The 20,283-nt window shown below is 74.6% G+C and carries 14 protein-coding genes; 7 read left to right on the top strand and 7 right to left on the bottom strand.

Features of this window, described 5'->3' with window-relative positions:
* The 5 genes from ABT023_RS24135 to pgi form a co-directional block, all read right to left on the bottom strand.
* On the bottom strand, positions 1-1,108 hold a 1,108-nt coding region (locus tag ABT023_RS24135), incomplete at its 3' end, for an ABC transporter transmembrane domain-containing protein (protein WP_350888669.1).
* Between the two features lie 74 nt (positions 1,109-1,182).
* On the bottom strand, positions 1,183-1,302 hold the full coding sequence (locus ABT023_RS24130; protein ID WP_117669281.1) for a SapB/AmfS family lanthipeptide: 120 nt from the start codon (positions 1,300-1,302) through the stop codon (positions 1,183-1,185).
* A 45-nt stretch (positions 1,303-1,347) separates the two neighbouring features.
* The gene (locus ABT023_RS24125; protein WP_117669281.1) at positions 1,348-1,467 is read right to left on the bottom strand and encodes a SapB/AmfS family lanthipeptide; all 120 of its coding nucleotides are present in this window, start codon (positions 1,465-1,467) and stop codon (positions 1,348-1,350) included.
* A 6-nt stretch (positions 1,468-1,473) separates the two neighbouring features.
* Positions 1,474-4,119 carry a class III lanthionine synthetase LanKC gene (gene lanKC, locus ABT023_RS24120; protein WP_350888668.1) on the bottom strand — a complete coding sequence of 882 codons (2,646 nt, stop codon included), beginning with the start codon at positions 4,117-4,119 and terminating at the stop codon, positions 1,474-1,476.
* Between the two features lie 262 nt (positions 4,120-4,381).
* A complete protein-coding gene (gene pgi, locus ABT023_RS24115) occupies positions 4,382-6,016 on the bottom strand; it encodes a glucose-6-phosphate isomerase (protein ID WP_350888667.1) in 1,635 nt (544 codons plus the stop codon).
* 431 nt (positions 6,017-6,447) lie between these two features.
* Between pgi and ABT023_RS24110 the strand changes: the two genes are divergently transcribed.
* From ABT023_RS24110 to ABT023_RS24090, 5 genes are read left to right on the top strand one after another with little or no spacing between them, the layout of a single operon-like run.
* Positions 6,448-6,906, top strand: a complete 459-nt coding sequence (locus ABT023_RS24110) for a hypothetical protein (protein ID WP_350888671.1) — start codon at positions 6,448-6,450, stop codon at positions 6,904-6,906.
* On the top strand, positions 6,906-8,321 hold the full coding sequence (locus ABT023_RS24105) for a hypothetical protein (RefSeq protein ID WP_350888666.1): 1,416 nt from the start codon (positions 6,906-6,908) through the stop codon (positions 8,319-8,321). The genes ABT023_RS24110 and ABT023_RS24105 overlap by 1 nt, the downstream gene beginning before the upstream one ends.
* A complete protein-coding gene (locus ABT023_RS24100) occupies positions 8,318-9,700 on the top strand; it encodes a VWA domain-containing protein (protein ID WP_350888665.1) in 1,383 nt (460 codons plus the stop codon). The genes ABT023_RS24105 and ABT023_RS24100 overlap by 4 nt, the downstream gene beginning before the upstream one ends.
* 12 nt (positions 9,701-9,712) lie before the next feature.
* Entirely contained in the window at positions 9,713-10,825 is a 1,113-nt protein-coding gene (locus ABT023_RS24095; protein WP_350888664.1) for an ATP-binding protein, read from the top strand.
* Between the two features lie 53 nt (positions 10,826-10,878).
* Complete coding sequence (locus ABT023_RS24090) at positions 10,879-13,791, top strand: DUF5682 family protein (RefSeq protein ID WP_502890745.1); 2,913 nt, start codon at positions 10,879-10,881, stop codon at positions 13,789-13,791.
* A 65-nt stretch (positions 13,792-13,856) separates the two neighbouring features.
* Here the strand turns inward: ABT023_RS24090 and ABT023_RS24085 are convergent, their stop codons facing one another.
* Positions 13,857-15,050 (bottom strand): PucR-like N-terminal domain-containing protein, encoded by a 1,194-nt coding sequence (locus tag ABT023_RS24085; protein WP_350888663.1) that lies wholly within the window; start codon positions 15,048-15,050, stop codon positions 13,857-13,859.
* Positions 15,051-15,156: 106 nt separating this feature from the next.
* Here ABT023_RS24085 and ABT023_RS24080 point away from each other — a divergent pair, with 106 nt between their 5' ends.
* Both ABT023_RS24080 and ABT023_RS24075 read left to right on the top strand, forming a co-directional pair.
* Complete coding sequence (locus tag ABT023_RS24080; protein ID WP_350888662.1) at positions 15,157-16,815, top strand: FAD-binding dehydrogenase; 1,659 nt, start codon at positions 15,157-15,159, stop codon at positions 16,813-16,815.
* Positions 16,816-17,102: 287 nt separating this feature from the next.
* Positions 17,103-18,839, top strand: coding sequence for a M28 family peptidase (locus ABT023_RS24075; protein ID WP_350888661.1), 1,737 nt, complete (start codon positions 17,103-17,105; stop codon positions 18,837-18,839).
* 192 nt (positions 18,840-19,031) lie between these two features.
* On the opposite strand, the gene ABT023_RS24070 is transcribed toward ABT023_RS24075, so the two are convergent.
* Positions 19,032-20,276: an MFS transporter gene (locus tag ABT023_RS24070; protein ID WP_350888660.1), complete on the bottom strand. Its 1,245-nt coding sequence runs from the start codon at positions 20,274-20,276 to the stop codon at positions 19,032-19,034.
* Positions 20,277-20,283: the final 7 nt, after the last annotated feature.

Raw genomic sequence — 20,283 nt, 5'->3', positions numbered from 1 at the left:
CGAGGGTGGACTTGCCGGCGCCGGACGGGCCGACCACGGCCACCGTCGCCCCGGCCGGGACGGTCAGGTCGACGCCGTCGAGGACGGGCCGGCCGTCGTCGGCGTACACGCTCACCGAACTCAGCCGCAGCGCCCCGCGGCCCGGCGGCAGCGGCCGGTCGCCGTCGGCCGGCGTCGGGTACGCCAGCAGCTCGGCGACCCGGGCCGCCCCGGAGCGGCTGCGCACCAGGCGGTTCAGGGTGGCCAGCACCGCGCCCAGCCCGGCACCGGTGGCCGCGTAGCGGACCGCCGAGACGAGCTGGCCGGGGGTGAGCCAGCCGGCGGTCAGCGCGTACCCGCCGACGGCGATCACGCTCAGTTGCAGCAGCGGCGCCACGGCGGCGGTGCGGGCGCTGGCCCGGGCCAGCAGCTCCCAGCCGCGCCGGCCGTACCCGCGAAGCTCCGGCAGCGCGGCGAGGATCCGCTGCTCCTCCCGGCTGCGGGTCGCGGCGGCGGCGATGGTCCGGGCGCCGGTCAGGGACTCCAGCAGCCGGCCGGCGATCGAGTTCAGGGTCTTCTGGTAGCCGGCGGTGGCCGCCGAGGCATCGGTGACGAACGCGCGCATCAGGCCGGCCAGCAGCACGAGCCCGGCGAGCAGGGTGACCCCGAGCACCGGCTCGATCAGGGTGAGCGCGACGACGCTGCCGAGCGGGGGGAGCACCGCGATCGCGCCGAGCACGACGGCGGTGCCGGCCTGACCGGCGTCGGCGGCCTGCCCGACCAGCCGGCCGACCAGGTCCCCGACCGGGTGCCGGCGGGCGGCGCGCACGTCGAGGGCGAACAGGTGCCGCAGCAGGCGTGTCCGGATCCGGGCGGTGGCGCGGGCGGCGCCGTACCCGCTGGCCAGGTCGCCGAGGGTGTCGGTGGCGACCAGGACGACGACCAGGGCGCAGGCGGCGGCCGGCCACCACCGGGTGCCGCCGGTCAGCGCCGCGTCGACGGCGAGGCCGAGCACCGCCGGCAGCAGCAGCTCGGCGACGGCGCCGGTCAACGTGACCATGGCCAGCGTGGCTGTCCACCCCCCGGCGTCGCGGACCGCCCGCCGCAACAGCCTGTCGCCCGTGCGCATCGGTTCCCCCTGGAACGGCGGGCGGCCCCGGGTGGACTCGTGCTGTCCACCCGGGGCGCCGCGGATCGACCCGGTCAGTTGCAGGTGGTGATGGAGAGCGAGCTGTCGCCGCAGAGCAGCAGGCTCGCGCTGGAGCCGCCGCCGGTGCGGTCGGCCGGGGCCATCTCGAGGCCCTGGAGGTCCAGGAGCGCCATGTCAAATCACCTCCATCCGTGGCGTGGTCGGTGCGGTCGGTGTGGTCAGTTGCAGGTGGTGATGGAGAGCGAGCTGTCGCCGCAGAGCAGCAGGCTCGCGCTGGAGCCGCCGCCGGTGCGGTCGGCCGGGGCCATCTCGAGGCCCTGGAGGTCCAGGAGCGCCATGTCAAATCACCTCCATCCGTGGTGGGTGCGGTCAGGCTGGCCCCCGCTGATGCGAGGGAGTCTCGGCGCGCCGGCCAGCGGCGCGAGGAAGGGCAGGGCCACCGGCTCGTCGTGCCGCGCGGCGGCCAGCGCCAGCAGCACCCCGGCGGAACCGGTGCCCAGGTCCATGGACAGCCGCAGGAGCTGCTCGCCGGGGAAGGCGGTGCCGCCGCCGTACGGCAGGGCGTGCCAGGCGAGCCGGCGCAACTGCGCGTCCAGCTCGCCGCGCTGCACCGGGTCGTCGGTCAGGGTGGCCAGGTACGCGATGATCCCGGCCCGCCCGGCGAAGAGGCCGGACTGGGCGTAGAACGGGGACCGGGCGGCGCGGCGTACCCCGGCGCTCGCCTCGGCGAACCGCTCGTCGGCGCGGTGGCGCAGGTACTGGTCCAGCACCAGCCCGATGCCGACGCTGCCCTGCCCGAGGTACGGCATGGTCCGCCAGCCCTCGTTGACCTCCAGCGCGCCGTTCGGGCGCACCACACACCGGCGCAGGTCCTGGCGCAGCGCGGTGGCCGCGTGATCCAGCAGGGCCTCCTCGCCGGTCAGCTCGTGCAGCCGCAGCAGCAGCAGCGCCGGTCCGGTACGACCGCGCAGCAGGCCCGCGTACGGGTTGCGTCCGCCGCTGATGTCCGGGCCGGGGTCGTCGGCGAGCCGTTCGACGACGGCCGCCGTCACCCTGTCGGCGGCGTCGCGCAGCCCGGTCTCCCCGGTGCGCCCGGCCAGCTCGGCGAGGTTCAGTGCGATCCCGGACAGGCCGCTGGCCAGGCTCAGGTCCAGCTCGGCCCAGGGCTGGCGCAGGCAGATGTCGAGTACGTCGAGGGCGTCGGACCGGCGGTCCAGGTGCTCCAGCGCGTACGCCACCCCGTGCAGGCCGTCGTAGAAGCCCAGTCGGGTGCCGGACGCGGGGGCGGTGGCCCGCCGCACCAGCCAGTCCTCGTGCTCGGGTCGGCGGCCCGCGCCGCTGACGGCCAGGGCGTGCAGCACCCCGGCGGCGCCGTGGGCGAGGTTGAGCCCGCCGGTGTGGAACTGCGCGATGTCGCCGGGGAAGAGCCGGTCGTCGCGATCCGGGGTGGCGCTGGCGAGGATGGCGGTGGCGATCCGCCGTCGCACGTCGGGCCAGTCGCCGTCGAGGTCGTACCGGCGCGGGTCGGGGGCGGTCGAGCCGGCGGCCCCGGTCGCGGCCTCGCGGTCGGGAGCGGTGGGCGCGGCGGTCCCGGTGATCTCGGCGACCGCCTCGGCCAGCCACGGTCGGGGGACCGGGAAGCTCTCGGCGATCACGTCGGCCAGGTGCGCGGCCTTGTCCGGGGCGATCCGGACGAGCTGGGTCAGCGGGAGGAACAGCGCCAGGCGCAGGCAGGCCAGGGCGTACCGGTCGACCGCCGGGCCGGTCCGGTCGCCGGGCGCGGCGAAGCCCTGGTTGCGCAGCCCCGGCCGGCGGTGCCCCTCGATCGGCGCGGCGACCTCGAAGTCGACCAGCGCCACCCGGTCGTCGGGGCGGACCATGATGTTGAACAGGTGCAGGTCGCCGTAGACCAGGCCGCGCTCGTGGATCGCGGCGACGATCGCCTCGACCTGCGTCAGGACGTCCCGCGCCCAGTCGGCGTACGCCGCGCGGTCTGCCTCGGTGGCGTCGGCGTCGATGAGCGGGTACCGGTCGACGACGACCTTGTTCAGCGCCCGGCCCTCGATGAACTCCAGGGCCAGGAAGCGGTGCTCGCCGAGGGCGAACTCGTCGTGCACGGCGGGCACCTGGGACAGGTCGGCGAGCCGGCGCAGGGCGGCGGCCTCCCGCTCCAGCCGGGCCACCGCGTCGATGCCGTCGGCGTCCAGGCCGGCGTGCGGGCGGGCCTCCTTGAGCACCACCTCGGTGTCGGTGCGCAGGTCCCGGCCCACGTACAGGCCCCCGCCGTTGGAGAAGTGGATGACCTTCTCGATCCGGTACGGCACCTCGGTGGTGCTGGTGGCGCCACGGGCGGCCAGGTGCGGGGCGAGGAAGTCCGGCAGGGTGACCCAGTCCGGGAGGTGGAACACGGGGTCGCGGCGGTCGGGCACCAGCGTGCCGGCGCCGTCGGCGATCGCGGGGACCACCTGCCCGTCCGGGGAGAGGCAGTAGCGGCGGGCGAAGCCGCCGTAGCGTACGTGGACCGGGCCGGCGCCGTAGCGCAGGTCGCTGAGGATGTACGGCCCGGCCTCCCCGCCCAGCAGCGCGTCGAGCTCCTTGCAGGCCAGTTCCAGCTCGGCGGCGTCCCGGGGGTAGATGGTGACGAACTTGCCGCTGGCCGAGCGGGCCGCGTACTTGGAGTTGCGCAGCAGCAGGGTGCGCGGACCGCGCAGGAACTTGAACGACAGCCCGCGCGGCACGCAGTACGCCCACACGGCGTCGAGCACCCGCTCGGCGTTGGCCAGGGTGGCCGACACGTGGATCTTCCAGCCCTGCTGCGGCAGCGAGCCGCCCTCCGGGGCGTGGATCAGCCAGTCGTCGAGCGACTCGCGGCGCCAGCCCGCGGGCACGTCCCGCTCGGCGGCGGCGAAGGCCGGCTGCGCGACCGAGCTGCCCAGCGAGTCGTAGAAGAGCCGGTCAGCGGCGCAGTAGTTGTCGTAGCGCTCGTCCACCGTGGCCCCCTCCGCGATCCCGGCCGGTTCTGTTCTCCGGCGTTGAATCGAGTTTCGTGGAGGTGGCCGCCCGAACCCAGTGCCCTAAGTCACGAAGCGGAATGCGTGTTACACGGGTCGGGGGTGACAAAAGTCAGCGCGAGGCCGTGTGATCTGGAAGGAAATCGCCGGGCCCGGGGCGGAGAAATTTCGGGGCCGCGAGAAGACTAATCGGCCGACGCCCCTGCGGGCGTCGGCCGATCAGGTGGGACGGCGGTGACGATCAGTCAGTGTGCCGCTGCGCCCGGTACCGGGCGATCAGGGCGCGGGTGGACGAGTCCAGCCCGGACAGGTCGGCCTCGTCCCCGGTGAGCAGCGGCGCGAGCTGGTTGGCCATCACCTTGCCCAGCTCCACGCCCCACTGGTCGAACGGGTTGATGTCCCAGATCGCGCCCTCGGTGAACACGATGTGCTCGTACAGGGCGATGAGCTGGCCGAGCACCGCCGGGGTCAGCTCGGCGGCGGTGATCGAGGTGGTCGGGTGGTTGCCCGGCATCACCTTGTGCGGCGTCAGCTCGGCCGGCGTGCCCTCCGCCTCGACCTGCTCCCGGGTCCGGCCGAAGGCCAGCGCGGCGGTCTGCGCGAAGAAGTTCGACATGAACAGGTCGTGCATGTCGTCCAGGTCGTGCCGGGGGCGGCTGAACCCGATGAAGTCCGCCGGCACCAGCCGGGTTCCCTGATGGATGAGCTGGTAGAAGGCGTGCTGGCCGTTGGTGCCCGGCTCGCCCCAGAAGATCTCCCCGGTGTCGTACGACACCGGCGTGCCGTCCAGGGTCACCGACTTGCCGTTGCTCTCCATGGTGAGCTGCTGCAGGTAAGCCGGGAAGCGGTTCAGGTACTGCGAGTACGGCAGCACCGCGTGGGTCTGCGCGCCGAGGAAGTTCGTGTACCACACGTTGAGCAGCCCGAGCAGCGCCGGCACGTTGCGCTCCACCGGCGCGGTCCGGAAGTGCTCGTCGACGGCGTGGTAGCCGCCCAGCAGCTCGCGGAAGCGTTCCGGCCCGACGGCCAGCATGACCGACAGCCCGACGGCCGAGGGCAGCGAGTACCGGCCGCCCACCCAGTCCCAGAAGCCGAACATGTTCTCCGGGTCGATGCCGAAGTCCCGCACCCGATCGGCGTTGGTGCTCACCGCGACGAAGTGCCGGGCCACGGCCGACTCGTCGCCGTCGAGGCCGGCCAGCAGCCAGTCGCGCGCCTGCCGGGCGTTGGCCAGGGTCTCCTGGGTGGAGAACGTCTTCGACACCACCACGAACAGGGTGCTCGCCGGGTCCAGATCGGCGGTCGCCTCGGCGATGTCGGTGGGGTCGATGTTGGAGACGAACCGGCAGGAGATCCCGGCGTCCCGGTACGCCTTCAGCGCCTCGTACGCCATGACCGGCCCGAGGTCGGAGCCGCCGATGCCGATGTTGACCACCGTGCGGATCCGCCCGCCGGTGTGCCCGATCCACTGCCCGGAGCGGACTCGGTCGGCGAACGCGGCCATCCGGTCCAGCACCTCGTGCACGTCGGCCACCACGTCCCGGCCGTCCACGCTCAGCGAGGCGTCCCGCGGCAGGCGCAGCGCGGTGTGCAGCACCGCCCGGTGCTCCGTGGCGTTGATGGGCGTGCCGGAGAACATTGCGGCGATCCGGTCGGTCAGCCGGGCCCGCCGCGCCAGGGCGGCGAGCAGCGCGAGCGTCTCGTCGGTGACGAGGTTCTTGCTCCAGTCGACGTGCAGGTCCGCCACCTCACCGGCGAGGCGTTCACCCCGGTCCGGGTCGGCGGCGAACAGGTCGCGCAGGTGCGCTTCCCGGGCCTTCTCCGCGTGCGCCGCCAGCGCCCGCCACTCGTCGGTGGTGGTGATGTCCTCGGCCATTCTCCGGCTCTCCTCCCGCACCTGCTCAACCGTTGCGCGGCCGTCACCGTACTGTGCGTGCCGGCCCGCCCGGGCCAGATTGCCACCAGCCGGGACGTGTCGCACCCCGGGCCGACTCGGGCCACCCGGGCGATGCCCCCGGCCGGCGGGTCGGCGCCGCGCCGGGACGCAGGGTGCACAGGCCCGCACCGGCCGCCGATCCTGCCCCCAGGGGCGGGCGTTTCCTGTCGTACCCCTGAGGCAAGATCCTTCTCAGGACGCGGCGCCCCGGTGGCCCCGGTTCCGGCGGGTCGTCGCGCCCGTCACCCCCTTTTGTCGTGCGCCGGCCCGTCGTCGGCGCGGAGTCGGTGCGCCCGCGGGCGCACCGGGTGCGGAGGTCGTAGGTGCTGGAGACGGAGCACGTCCCGTGGGAGCGGCGCAGCCTCGCGCCGGTGCTGCCCGCGGTGCGTTCCCGCAAGCTGGCGAAGGTTCCCTTCGTCGAGCTGGCGGACGGCCGGTTGCAGGGGGTGGTGTCCAGCGGTTCCGACATCGAGCGGGTCTACGTCTCCTCGATCGCGGCCGGCAGCCACGGCTTCAACTGCTCCACCAACAACAACCGGCCCTGCGGCGGCCTGCGCGGCGCGCCCTGCAAGCACCTGCACGCCCTGCTCGACGAGGCCGTCCTCCAGTACGGTGTCGAGCGCGTCGGCCGGTACCTGCGCATCGACGTCACCGACGGCGTGCAGACGGGCGCCGACCTGGCCCGCCGGCTCGACGGCCACCACGAACCGACCCCGGCGGCGGTGGTGTTCAGCCGGTTCCTGCGTCACCTGGCCTACCTGGAGCTGCCGGCCGCCGACGGCCCGCTGCCCGAGCTGCACTGGTTTCCGGCGACCGGGGCGGGTCGCTGATGCGCGGGGCCCAGCTCACCGCGCTGCGCGACGCCACGCCGGCCGGTCTCGCCCCGACCCTGGACCTGGTCGCCGGCCTCGACGACGCGCTCGTCGCCGGCCTGGCCCGGGTGGGTGAGGCGCAGGCCGCCGCGCTCGGCGACCTCGTCGCCGCCCTGGCCGCCACCCCGCTCGGCGACCGGGTCGCCGAGGCGGTCGCCAAGCTCACCGCGGGGTCGCCGGCCGACGAGCACCTGGCCGCCCTGGCCGGGGCGCGCACGGCCCTGCTCGGCGCGGCGCACGACGCCCTGCTCGCCGGGGCCGACGCCGCCCTCGGCCGGGAACGCGTGGCGCAGCCGACCCCGCCCGCCGGCCCGCTGCCCGCCGAGGCGGCGGCCCCGCTGTCCGCCGCCCGGTCCTGGCTGACCGAGCTGGCCATCACCGGCTGGCGCGGCGTCGACCACGACCTGGTCGCGGCCGGCAGCCGGCCGGTCGAGGCGACCCTTGCCGTCCCGGCGCTGCGTCGGCTGGCCGTCCTCCTCGACGGCCTGGCCGCCGAGCTGCGCGCGTCCTGCCCGGTCGCCACGATGCCAGCGGTGCCGGCCCGCCGCTGGGCCGACCTGTGGGCCCGCGCCGTGCTGCTCGCCCAGGAGGCCGCCGGCGTCCCCGACCCGTCCGCCGCCGGCGTCGAGACCGTCTCCGGGCGGCTGCTGGTGCTCGGCGTCGACGTGCACGAGCACGCCACCGCCGTCCAGGTGCAGGCACACGCCGTCCTCGAACCGGCCGACGGCGGCCCGGCCCGCCTCGTGCGCACCGGCGTCACCGCCACCAAGGTCGACACCATCGTCGGGCCGGCGCTGTGGCGGCTGCTCACCGATCACCCGGTCCTGCTGGGCGCGCTCGCCGAGCACCGCAGCCTGGAGGTGACCGACCTTCCGCTGTCCGGCGGCGACCTGTGGTGGCGCGACGGGCAGGCCCGCCCCGGCGAGCCGGCCGACCCGTTCGCCACCGCCCGGGTGCTGCTGCCCACCGCGGTCGCCGCGCCGGTCCCGCCGCTTGGCCGGCACCCGGTCGCCGTCACCGAGCCGGTGCTGCTGGAGGGGTACGCCGTCGACACCGACGAGGACGGCGGCCTCCGGTTCACCGTCGACGGGGAACGCGTCGCGGTGGACGTCGACCGGCTGCCGGCCTGCGGCCCGCTGACCCCGGCCCTGGTCGCCGCCTCGACTGCCTGCCTGGGGCTGCTGCGCTGGGACGGCCGGTGGGCGGTGCAGCCGCTCGCCGTGCAGGCCACGGTCAAGCGAGCCACGGTCGCCGCGCACAACGGCGACTGGGCGCAGGGCCCCACCGACCCGAAGGTCGCCAAGGCCGAGGCGAAGGCCGGCGACTCCGTCGCCGTGCTGCGGGAACGCGCCGGACGGCTGCTGCGCCGATGAGCGCGACCCCCGAGGCGCGCGGAGGAGGCGCGCAGGCGAACGCCGACGCCAACCGTCGGCAGGTGCTCTACTGGCGGCTGCTGGCCCGGCTCTTCGACCCCGCCGACGAGCAGCCGTCCCTGGAGGCGGCGAGCGTGGCCGTCGTCGACGACCTCGGCCTGCCGGCCGCGCTGCTCGACCCGTCGGTCTCCGTCGACACCGTGGTCCAGCGCTTCCCCGGCCTCGCCGACGAGCTGGACGGCCTGCTCACCCCCGGTCAGCCGGCGGACGGCGAGCCGGCCGCGGTGGACGGCCAGTCAACCCCGGCGGGGGAGGCCGAGGTGCGGCGGGCGGCGCTGGTGTCCAAGCTGCTGCTCAACGTCTTCGCCACCGGCGGGGGCAGCGTCAGCGCCAGTGAGCTCGCCCGGTGGCAGTCCGACGCCGGCTGGTTCGAGCGGGCGCTCGGCTGCGAGCCGGGTGAGCTGCGCCGGCAGGCCGGGGCCGGCGGCGGGCTGGGTGGAGTGCTGGCCGGCCTGGAGGGCGACCTGGTGCGCCGGATGCACCTGCGCGAGGTGCTCGCCGACCCGAGGCTGGCCGCGAAGCTCACCCCGAGCATGTCGCTGATCGAGCAGCTGCTGCGGGACAAGTCCAACCTGTCCGGGGTGGCACTGGCCAACGCGAAGGCGTTGATCCGCCGGTACGTCGACGAGGTCGCCGAGGTGCTGCGCACCCAGGTCGAGCAGACCAGCGTGGGCACGATCGACCGGTCGGTGCCCCCGAAGCGGGTGTTCCGCAACCTGGACCTGGACCGCACGATCTGGAAGAACCTCACCAACTGGAGCCCGGAGGACCAGCGCCTCTACGTCGACAGGCTCTACTACCGGCAGACCGCCCGGCGCACCACCCCGGCCCGGCTGATCGTGGTGGTCGACCAGTCCGGCTCGATGGTCGACTCGATGGTCAACTGCACCATCCTGGCGTCCATCTTCGCCGGGCTGCCCAAGGTGGACGTGCACCTCATCGCGTACGACACCCGGGCGCTGGACCTGACCCCGTGGGTGCACGACCCGTTCGAGGTGCTGCTGCGCACCAAGCTCGGCGGCGGCAACGACGGCCCGGTGGCGATGGCCATGGCCCGGCCCAAGATCGTCGAGCCGCGCAACACCGTCATGGTGTGGATCTCGGACTTCTACGAGTTCAACCGCTCGCAGCCGCTGTTCGACGGCATCGAGGCGGTGCACCGTTCCGGGGTCAAGTTCATCCCGGTCGGCTCGGTCAACAGCTCCGGCAGCCAGATCGTCAACCCCTGGTTCCGCCAGCGCCTCAAGGACCTGGGCACCCCGGTCATCTCCGGCCACATCCGCAAACTCGTCTTCGAGCTCAAGAACTTCCTCACCTAGGAGACCCCTGACATGTCCGAGATGTTGCGTGCCCCCGTCGAGGTCAAGTTCGCCGAGGAACTGGCCTGGCTGGAGTCGGTCGACACCGACCCGAAGCCGTTCTCCTGGCGGCTGAGCCCCCGCATGGTGCGGCTGTTCGTGCTCGGCTCCGAGCGAGCCGACGGGCTCGACCGGGAGGTCGCCCAGAAGTGGTTCGGCGACCGCAGCTTCGTCGAGCGGGCCATCGTCACCCTCGCCTCCGACCGGGGCCTGTTGCTGATCGGCGACCCGGGCACCGGCAAGAGCTGGCTGGCCGAGCTGCTCGCCGCCGCGATCTGCGGCAACTCCACCCTCGTGGTGCAGGGCACCGCCGGCACCACCGAGGACCACATCAAGTACTCGTGGAACGTCTCCATGGTGATCGCCAAGGGTCAGTCCCGGGACTCGATGATCCCCTCGCCGATCATGACCGCGATGGAGCAGGGGGTGATCGGCCGGTTCGAGGAGCTGACCCGCTCCACCAGCGACGTGCAGGACGCGCTGATCTCCATCCTGTCCGAGAAGTACGTCTCCATCCCCGAGCTGGACGACGACAACATCGTCTTCGCCAAGCCCGGCTTCTCGATCATCGCGACCGCCAACAGCCGGGACCGGGGCGTCAACGACCTGTCCTCGGCCCTGAAGCGACGGTTCAACTTCGTCCGCATCCCCGTGGTGACCAACAAGCGCAGCGAGGCGGAGATCGTCCGGTTCCGCACCGAGGAACTGCTGCGCCGGCACAGCATCGAGCTGGACGTCCCGCCCACCCTGCTGGACATCCTGCTGCAGAGCTTCGCCGACCTGCGGGCCGCCGCCGCCTCGGCCACCAGCGACGACGAGAAGCTGGAGTCGGCGCTGTCCACCGCCGAGCAGATCGGCGTGCTGGAGGACGCGATCCTGCACAGCCAGTTCTTCGGCGACCGTACCCTGAGCGCCGAGACCCTCGCCGGCTCGCTGGTCGGCTCGCTGGCCCGGCGCAGCCCGGAGGACCTGGCCATCCTCAACAAGTACCTGCACGGCGTCGTGGAGCCCCGGGCCAAGAAGGACGGCGGCTCCTGGGAGGGTTTCCTCGACGGCGGCCGTCAGGCGATTGCCAACCTGTCGTGACCGGCCCGACGACCGCGCCGCCCGGCGCGACCCCACCACCGCCGCCCGGCGTGATCCCACCGGCCGGGTCGCCGGCCGACGCCACCGGGCCGGCCGGGGACCGGCCCTCGGCCGCCGGTGCCGCGTCCGGCGCGTTCCGAGGGCTGCGCGAGCAGCTCACCGACGCCGCCGAGACGTTCGCCGGCAGCCCGGGTGCGCTCGCCGGCATCCTCACCGGGATGGTCGACGACGTCGACCGGGCGCTCGGCGAGCGGCTGGAGATCTTCCCGGTCTGCCACCACTCGCCGGCCTCCGCGCTGGCCATGGTGCGCCGGCTGCGCGCGAAGCGGCCGAAGGTCATCTACCTGGAGCTGTGCGAGGACCTGCAACCCCTGCTGGGGGAGCTGCGCAACTGCCGGCTGCCGGTTGCGGTGCAGGCGTTCGCCTCGAAGCTGGACGGGTTCCCCGTCGAGTGGGCGCCGCTGAGCGTCGTCGCCCCGATCACCGAGGCGTCGGCGGAGTACCAGGCCATCGCGTACGCGCTGGAGACCCCCGGCGTGGAGTTGGTGCTGGTGGACCGCTCGGTCGACCACGTGTTCCAGTGGTCGCCCCGGGACCCTGCCGGGGGCGAGGCGGCCGGCCCCGCCGACGGGGCGCCGCAGGAGGCACCGGCGACCCACGAGGAGGAGGCGGCGCTGCACGGCGACGCCGTCGGCGTGGAGATCGGCGACCTACGGCCCCGCTTCGCCGAGCTGGAGACGTACCTGCTGCACCACGGCAAGGTGCGGCACTGGTCGGAGTGGTGGGACCAGTACGTCGAGCAGCCCCTGGTCGGCGCCGACCACGAGACGTACCGCCAGGTGATGGTGCTGATCGGCAGCCTGTTCCGGCGGCTGCGCCCGGCCGACGCCGAGCGGCTCGACCGCGACGAGGAGCGCGAGCGCTACATGTGGACCCGGATGCGGGAGCACCTGGCCGCCTCCGGCACCGACCCGGCCGACTGCCTGTACGTCTGCGGCGCGTTCCACGCCGCCAGCCCCGTCGCGCAGTTCGGCACGGGCCCCGACGCGGCCCCGTACGAGATCAGCCCGCGCACCGCCACCCGCTGGCTGTACGGGCTGATCCCGTCCAGCCATTCGGCGATCGAGGCGCAGTTCGGGTTGGCACCCGGCTCGGTGTCCATCGCCGCCGCCACCTGGGCCAAGGCGGTGTCCCGCTCGGGCGCGGTCCCGTTCCGGCTCGCCGGCCAGCAGGGCGGCAAGCGGGCGTCGGGGCGCTCCCGCAGGTCCGCCGCCCCGGTCGCGGTGGCCGACGAGCCGGTGACCGACCGGCTGTCGGTCTTCCTGGCCCGCCCGCCGGTGCTCGACGGCCTCGACGAGGCGGAGCTGCGCGGCTGGTGCGTGGACATCGTCCGGCTGGCGCGGCGCAACGGGTACCTGGCCAGCACCGCCGACGCGATCGCCGTGTTCGAGACGTCGATCCTGCTCGCCGGGCTGCGTAACCGGGCCCGCCCCACCCCGTACGACTTCGCCGACGCGGCGGTGACCTGCATCGAGAAGGACGTGGTGCCGGGCCGACGGGACGTCCGCCGGCTCTGCGAGATCCTGCTCGGCGGCGACCGGATCGGCCAGGTCGGCTACGAGGCCCTGCCGCCGCTGGCCCGCGACGTGCTCGACCGGCTCGCCCCGCTCGGGCTCGACCTGGACAAGCGCACCATCCAACGTGCCCTGCTGGACCTCCAGGGCCAGCCGGCCGTGGTCCCCTGCTCCGACCTGCTGTGGCGGCTGCGCCACCTGCTGCCCCGCGACGCGGTCCGCCCCATCATGGGCGAGCGGCGGCTGGGGGAGCGCTCGACGCAGGAGAGCTGGGACCTGGCGCTCGGCCGGCACCAGCGCGCGCTGATCGAGCTGGGCTACGAGGGTGTCACCGTCGAGCAGGTCCTCGAACAGCGGCTGCGCCGTCGGGCGTGGGGGCCGCAGGCCACCGCGGCGGTCGCGCTGGAGGCGGTCGAGGACGCGATCCTGCTGCTCGACGGCCGCCGGCTCGTCGACGAGTTGGGCGCCCGCGCCGTGGAGCTGCTCGCCGCCGAGCGGACCGTCGACGAGGCCCCGGAGGTGCTGCGCCGCATCCGCCGGCTGCTGGCCCATTACCGGGCCACCGAGCCGGAGCTGCCGGCCTGGTGCGCGGCCTTCGTCACCACCGGCTACGCCCACTACTGCACCCTGCTGCCCACCGCGTTCGTCGATGCCGAGGCGGGGGTCCGTCAGGTGGCCGCCATGCTGGGCTTCCTGTTCGGCATGGAGAGCCTCGCGCTGGCGCTCGGCTGCGACCGGGCCCAGCTCGAACTGGCCGTGCGGCAGTCCCGGCCGGAGGCGCCGGCCCGGGTGGCGCTGCACTGGGCCGCCCAGCACCAGCTCGGCCTGCTGCCGCTGGCCGAGCTGCGGGCCCGCGCCGTGGAGTTGCTGGCCAACCCGCTGGTGGTGCCGGCGTTCCCGCAGTACCTCAGCGGGTTCGTGCAGGCCCTGGAGCCGGTTCCCGGCCTTGCGCCGTTCGTGGTCGAGCTGATGTCCACGGCGTTCGCCCGGCTGCCCGACCCGGTGCTGCTGCCCTGGCTGCCGACGCTGATCACCACCCTGCGCGAGCAGGCGGGTGAGCTGGTGCCGACGCTGGTCCGCGAGGCCGGCCGGACGTTCCCCGCCACCCTGCCCGCCCTGGACGCCTGGGTGCCGCCGTGGGCGGCCCGACCGGCGGCGTCACCCGCCGCCGCGCCGGCGTCCGCCCAGGCCGGGCCGGTGGTCGATCTGCTCGTCGGCCACCCGGCGACCTGCGACGCCGTGGCCGACCTGCTCGGCTGCCCCGGCGAGTGGCGGGTCGGCGAGCCGGCCACCGGGCCCGGGACGGCGGTCGATCCGGAGGTGGTCGCTCTGCTCGCCGCGCATCCGGCCACCACGGCAGAGGTCGAGGCCCTGCTCGCCCCGGCCCGCTGACCCCACCCGCCTGACCAGGTCCGGCCGCCCCGGCCCGCTGACCAGGGCCGGAGCGGCGGGGGTGGTCAGGGGCGGCGGCCGAGGTGGTGGCGCAGCGCGAGGTGCAGGGCGAGCCGGGCGTCCGGGTCGTCGAGCTGCGCGCCGTACCGCTCGCGCAGTCGGCGCAGCCGGTACCGGACGGTCTGCGGGTGGGTGTGCAGGAGCCGGGCGGTCTCGACCACCTGGCCCTGGGTGTCCAGCCAGGCGGCGAGCGTGTCGGCGAGGGCGCGCCGGGCGGCCGGCCCGAGCGGGGCCAGCGGCGCCAGCGCCCGCGCGACGAGCCGGTCGGTCAGCCCCGGCTCCCAGGCGGTGAGCAGGGTGAGCAGGTGTGCGTCGCAGTCCAGCACGCCGTCGGCGGGCAGCACGCCGTCCCGTTGCAGGCGCAGCGCCCGCCGGGACAGCCGGTACGACGTGCGGGCCTGCCGCAGCGGCACGGCCGGGCCGAGGGCCGCCCGCCGGCCGGTCAGCGCCCGGCGCAGATGGGCGAGGCGGCCCGGGGCGCCCGGGTCGGGCAGCACGATCCGGACCACGTCGTCGATGACCGTGGCCACCGCGCCGCCGCCGATGGCGCGGGCGAGGTGCTCGTCGTCGGTGCCGTCGACGCTGACCACGGCGACGGTGCCGGGCAGCGGCCACCGGGCGGCCTCGGCGGCGGCGTGCAGCGCGGCGTCGCCGGGCGGGTCCGGCTGGACGAGCAGGGTGATCAGCCGGCGGCGCACCACGGTCCAGTCGTGGGCGGCGTCCCGCTGCTCGTCGAGGTAGCCCTCGGCGGCGGCCCCGGCGAGGGTGTCGGTGTAGCCGAACAGGGCGGCGGCGATGAGGTACAGCTCGTCGGCGGCGAGCCGGTCCGGCCGCTCGGGCGCGACCAGGAACGCCCAGAGGGCCCGGGCGCCGACGGTGAGCACCGAGCGCAGCGCGTCGACGCGGTGCCCCTCCTGGTACTCGGTGCGGCCGAGGCCGTGGAAGACCCGCCGGGTGTCGGCGAGGGACCGGCCGGGGTCGGCGACGGCCGCCACGAACGCGTCGACGGCGGTTTCCACGCCCAGGGCGAGGCCCCGGCCCTGCCCGCCGGTCAGCGAGCGGCCCTGGGCCCGCATGGTGGCCCGGACGCTGTGGAGCGTCTCCTCGTGCAGCCGCGGCCGGACCGCCCGCAGGTGCTCGCCGACGTGTCGGGGGAGCCCGGCGAGGCGGGGCTCCAACTCTTCCAGGGTGTCCGCCACGCTCCGCCTGCCTTCCGCAGTTCTTGTCATCCGGATGACAAAAGTCGGGGCCGATCCTGCGCCGGCGTACCACCGATTTTGGCACCATGGTTCGTAGGGTTCCGGGATGGACGCGGATGTGATCGTTGTCGGGGCCGGACTGGCCGGCCTGGTCGCCGCCACCGAGGCGGCCGGCGCCGGCCGGACGGTGCTGCTGCTGGACCAGGAGCCGGAGCAGAACCTCGGCGGGCAGGCGTGGTGGTCGTTCGGCGGGCTGTTCCTGGTCGACTCGCCCGAGCAGCGGCGGATGGGCGTCCGCGACTGCGTGGAGCTGGCCTGGCAGGACTGGCTGGGCAGCGCCGCGTTCGACCGCGCGGAGGACCACTGGCCGCGCCGGTGGGCCGAGGCGTACGTGCACTTCGCGGCCGGGGAGAAGCGGGCCTGGCTGCGGTCGATGGGGCACCGGCTCTTCCCGGTGGTCGGCTGGGCCGAGCGGGGCGGCGGCGCGGCGGACGGGCACGGCAACTCGGTGCCCCGGTTCCACGTCACCTGGGGCACCGGCCCCGGGGTGGTCGAGCCGTTCGCCCGCCGGCTGCGCGCGGCGGTGGACGCCGGCCGGGTGCGGCTGTGCTTCCGGCACCGCGTCGACGACCTGGTCACCACCGGCGGCGCGGTCACCGGGGTACGCGGGGCGGTGCTGGAGCCCAGCGACGCCCCGCGCGGCGCGCCCAGCTCCCGGGTCGAGGTCGGCGAGTTCGCGTACGCGGCGCAGGCCGTCGTCGTCACCTCCGGCGGGATCGGCGGCGACCACGACCTGGTCCGGGCGGCCTGGCCGGCCCGGCTCGGCACCCCGCCGAAGCGGATGGTCTCCGGCGTCCCGGCGCACGTCGACGGGCGGATGATCGGCATCACCGAGGCCGCCGGCGGGCAGGTGATCAACCCCGACCGGATGTGGCACTACGTCGAGGGGCTGCGCAACTGGGACCCGGTCTGGCCGCAGCACGGCATCCGGATCCTGCCGGGGCCGTCCTCGCTGTGGCTGGACGCCACCGGCCGACGCCTGCCGGCGCCGCTGTTCCCCGGCTTCGACACCCTCGCCACGCTGCGCCACCTGCGCGCCACCGGCCACGACCACAGCTGGTTCCTGCTCACCAAGAAGATCATCGCCAAGGAGTTCGCGCTCTCCGGCTCGGAGCAGAACCCGGACCTGACCAACCGCAGCATCCGGCAGGTGGTCGACCGGGCCCGCGCGGGCATCCCCGCGCCGGTGGCGGCGTTCCTGGAGCACGGCGAGGACTTCGTCGTCGCCGACACCCTAGAGGCCCTGGTCGCCGGCATGAACGACCTCGTCGCCCCGGACGGCGGCCCCAGCCTGGACGTCGCGCAGGTGCGGCGGACCGTCGAGGCCCGGGATCGGGCGATCGCCAACCCGTTCGGGAAGGACGCCCAGGTCACCGCGGTCCGGGGCGCGCGGGCGTACCGGGGCGACCGGCTGATCCGGGTGGCCCCGCCGCACCGGCTGCTGGACCCGGCGGCCGGGCCGCTGATCGCCGTCCGCCTCAACATCCTCACCCGCAAGACCCTCGGCGGGCTGCACACCGACCTGGACGGCCGGGTGCTGCGGGCCGACGGGCAGCCGCTGCCCGGCTTGTACGCGGCCGGCGAGGTGGCCGGCTTCGGCGGCGGGGGCATGCACGGCTACAACTCCCTGGAGGGCACCTTCCTCGGCGGCTGCCTCTTCTCCGGCCGGACCGCCGGCCGGGCCGTGGCCGCCGCGACCGCCTGACGGCCGGCCCCGACCGTTTGACCCGCCCCGACCCGCGCCACCGCCCCCCCCGGGCCGCGCGACCCGTCGGTGCCGGGCAGCGTCCACGCCGTGCCGCGATCGGGGAATCGGTGCGGAGTATGACCGTAATGGATGTTGACCAGGGGATAGACGCATGTCAGTGTTTGCTTCCCTGGAACGAACGTCGCGGCGCCCCTCCGGACGCCGCCGGACCCCGCCGCCCACCCGGCGCGCGGGGTCCGGTCACGCCCAGGTGCACGAACCCCCGACCTGCACCGAGGAGCATCATGAGACGCACAACGTTGACCGCGGGCATCGCGCTCGCCGCCGCCGTCGCGCTGACGGCGTCCACGGCGACGCTGCCGGCCGCCGCCGCGCCCGCCCCCGCCCCGGCGTTCGCCGCGCTGGCCGCCCCGGACATCTCCGTGACCAACGTCCAGGCCCACCTGACCCAGCTCCAGAGCATCGCCAGCAGCAACGGCGGCCACCGCCGGGCCGGCTCGGCCGGCTACACGGCCTCCGTCAGCTACGTCAAGGGCAAGCTCCAGGCAGCCGGCTACACGGTCACCGAGCAGACCTGCACGAGCTGCACCTACCCGGGCAACAACGTCATCGCCGAGTGGCCGGGCACCGCGCCGGCCGACCAGGTGGTCATGTTCGGCTCCCACCTGGACGGCGTCTCCGCCGGCCCCGGCATGAACGACAACGGCTCCGGCTCCTCGGTACTGCTGGAGAACGCCCTCGTGCTGGCCCAGCAGAACCCGACCATGACCAAGCGGGTCCGGTTCGCCTGGTGGAACGGCGAGGAGCAGGGCCTGCAGGGCTCGAAGTTCTACGTCAACTCGCTGAGCGCCACCCAGAAGAGCTACATCAAGGGGTACTACAACTTCGACATGGTCGCCTCCACCAACGGCGGCTACTTCATCAACCGGGTCACCTCCACCACCGCCGCGCCGCTGAAGGCGTACTGGGACTCGCTGGGCCTGGCGCCGGAGGAGAACGTCGAGGGCCAGGGCCGCTCCGACGACTACTCGTTCCAGCAGGGCGGCATCCCCACCTCCGGGTACGCGATGGGCGCCAGCGCCCGCAAGACCAGCGCGCAGGCCGCCAAGTGGGGCGGCACGGCCAGCGCCTCGTACGACCCCTGCTACCACTCGTCCTGCGACACCACCAGCAACATCAACGCCACCGGGCTCAACCGCAGCGCCGACGGCATCGCGTACGCCATCTGGGACCAGGCGGTGGGCAGCGGCACCCCGACCAACGACTTCTCCGTCGCGGTCAGCCCGACCTCCGGCAGCGTCGCCCGGGGCGCCTCCACCACCGCCACGGTCTCCACCGCCACCACCTCCGGCAGCGCCCAGACCGTCGCCCTGTCGGCCTCCGGCGCGCCCAGCGGGGTGACCGTGTCGTTCAGCCCGTCGTCGGTCACCTCCGGCGGCTCGTCCACGATGACCGTCGCCGCCTCCTCGACGGCGGCCACCGGCACCTATGCCATCACGGTGACCGGCACCGGGTCGGCGACCCGCACCGCCACCTACAACATCACGGTGACCGGCACCGGCGGCTGCGCCGGCGGCCAGGTGGTCGGCAACTCCAGCTTCGAGAGCGGCACCAGCCCGTGGACGGGGTCCACCGGCGTGATCACCAACTCCACCAGCCAGGCCGCCCGCACCGGCTCCTACAAGGCGTGGCTCGGCGGGAACGGCAGCAGCTTCACCGAGTCGCTGTCCCAGTCGCTGACCGTCCCGGCCGGCTGCGCCACGTACACGCTGTCGTTCTGGCTGCACATCGACACCGCCGAGACCACCACCTCCACGGCGTACGACAAGCTCACCGTCCAGGTCGGCAGCACCACGCTGGCGACGTACTCGAACCTGAACAAGGCCACCGGCTACGTGCAGCGCACCTTCAACGCCGCCGCGTACGCCGGGCAGACCGTCACCCTGAAGTTCACCAGCGTCGAGGACGCCTCGCTGCAGACCAGCTTCGTCATCGACGACGTCACCCTCACCGCCAGCTGACCGGAGTGGAAGGGGCCCCGCCTGCGCCACGGCGGGGCTCCCTCCCACCGGCTCACCTCGCCCTCCGCCGGCCGTCGCGGCTGCCCGCCGCGCCGGCCGGCCGTCGTTTCCGCAGGGGAAGGCCTACCGCGGGCCGTCCGGGGTGGGGGCCCCGGCGGTCGACGTGGCGCGCGCCGGGTGGTCCGCCGCCGCTCAGGGGGACTCGGCGGCCCGTTCCGGTGTCGACCGTGCCGGGTTCGACTGCGCCGGAACGGCCTGCGCCGGGCTGGTCCCGCCCGGGCTGGTCCCGCCCGGGAGCAGCCGCTCGGCGAGCACGATCGCCAGCGACACGAAGGTCAGCACCGCGCCGACCAGGAACGTGCCCCGGGTGTCCACCGCGGACAGCGCCACGCCGCCGATCAGCGCGCCGCCCGCGATGCCCACGTTGAACGCCGCCGAGTTCGCCGCGAAGCCCAGCTCGGTCCGCCCCGGGGCGACCTGGAGGATGCGCGCCTGGGTGGCCATGAACACCGGGGCCGCGGAGGCGCCGAGCAGGGCGAGCAGCCCGATCACGGCGGCCTTGACGTCGGCGAACAGGTACAGCCCGGTCAGCGCGACCGCCTGCAACCCCACCGTCAGCACGAGCGAGCCGTGCGGGAACCGGTCGAGAAGCTGGCCGACCCCGCTCACCCCGACGATGCCGGCCAGGCCGAAGACGAACAGCATCACGCTCACCGTCGCCGGGGCGAAGCCGGTCACGGTGGTGAGGAACCGTTCCACGTAGGTGAACCCGGCGAACATGCCGGTCACCGAGACGGCGGTGGTGGCCAGCACGATGACGAAGCGGCCGGTGTGCGGGGCGGAGGCGTACGCGCCGTGGCTGTCCTCGGGCCGGGTCGTCGGCAGCAGCACCGCGATCACCACCAGCGCGACCACCCCCAGCGCGGTCAGCGCCAGGAACGGCGCGCGCCAACCGCCCTGCTGGCCCAGCCAGGTGCCGGCCGGCACGCCGAGCACGGTGGCCAGCGAGCCGCCCACCGACATCACCGCGATCACCCGCCCCCGCACGGCGGGGGAGAACAACCCCACCGCCACCGGAGCCAGCACCGCCCAGAACAGCGCCTGGGCCAGCGCCGTGGCCACCCGGGCGGTGAGCAGGACCCAGTACGAGTCGGCCAGCACCGACACCAGGGTCGCCACCACCATGACGGCCAGCACGCCGCTGAGCACGTACCGCCGGGGCCATCCGCGGCTCACGTGCGCGAACGGCAGCGAGATCACGGCCACGGTGAGGCCGTACCAGGTGACGAGGTAGCCGACCGAGGACAGCGAGACGTCGAGGTCGTCGGAGATCAGCGAGAGCAGGCCGATCGGCAGGTTCTCGGTGGTGTTGAAGGTGAACGCGGACAGCGCGAGGGCCAGCAGCACGATCACGCGCCGCCAGGTGCTGGAGGACATTCGTCAG

Origin of the sequence: Micromonospora sp. NPDC002296 (assembly GCF_040296145.1) — a bacterium.
GTDB lineage: Bacteria > Actinomycetota > Actinomycetes > Mycobacteriales > Micromonosporaceae > Micromonospora.
The sequence above is the reverse complement of the archived record's forward strand: the minus strand, read 5'-3'. Positions and strand labels throughout refer to the sequence as shown.

Bases quoted from the DNA above. Each gene is read 5' to 3' on its own strand.
- ABT023_RS24130 (WP_117669281.1), bottom strand. From the start codon at position 1,302: ATGGCGCTCCTGGACCTCCAGGGCCTCGAGATGGCCCCGGCCGACCGC.
- ABT023_RS24125 (WP_117669281.1), bottom strand. From the start codon at position 1,467: ATGGCGCTCCTGGACCTCCAGGGCCTCGAGATGGCCCCGGCCGACCGC.
- pgi (WP_350888667.1), bottom strand. From the start codon at position 6,016: ATGGCCGAGGACATCACCACCACCGACGAGTGGCGGGCGCTGGCGGCG.
- ABT023_RS24105 (WP_350888666.1), top strand. From the start codon at position 6,906: ATGCGCGGGGCCCAGCTCACCGCGCTGCGCGACGCCACGCCGGCCGGT.
- ABT023_RS24100 (WP_350888665.1), top strand. From the start codon at position 8,318: ATGAGCGCGACCCCCGAGGCGCGCGGAGGAGGCGCGCAGGCGAACGCC.
- ABT023_RS24095 (WP_350888664.1), top strand. From the start codon at position 9,713: ATGTCCGAGATGTTGCGTGCCCCCGTCGAGGTCAAGTTCGCCGAGGAA.
- ABT023_RS24080 (WP_350888662.1), top strand. From the start codon at position 15,157: ATGGACGCGGATGTGATCGTTGTCGGGGCCGGACTGGCCGGCCTGGTC.
- ABT023_RS24075 (WP_350888661.1), top strand. From the start codon at position 17,103: ATGAGACGCACAACGTTGACCGCGGGCATCGCGCTCGCCGCCGCCGTC.
- ABT023_RS24070 (WP_350888660.1), bottom strand. From the start codon at position 20,276: ATGTCCTCCAGCACCTGGCGGCGCGTGATCGTGCTGCTGGCCCTCGCG.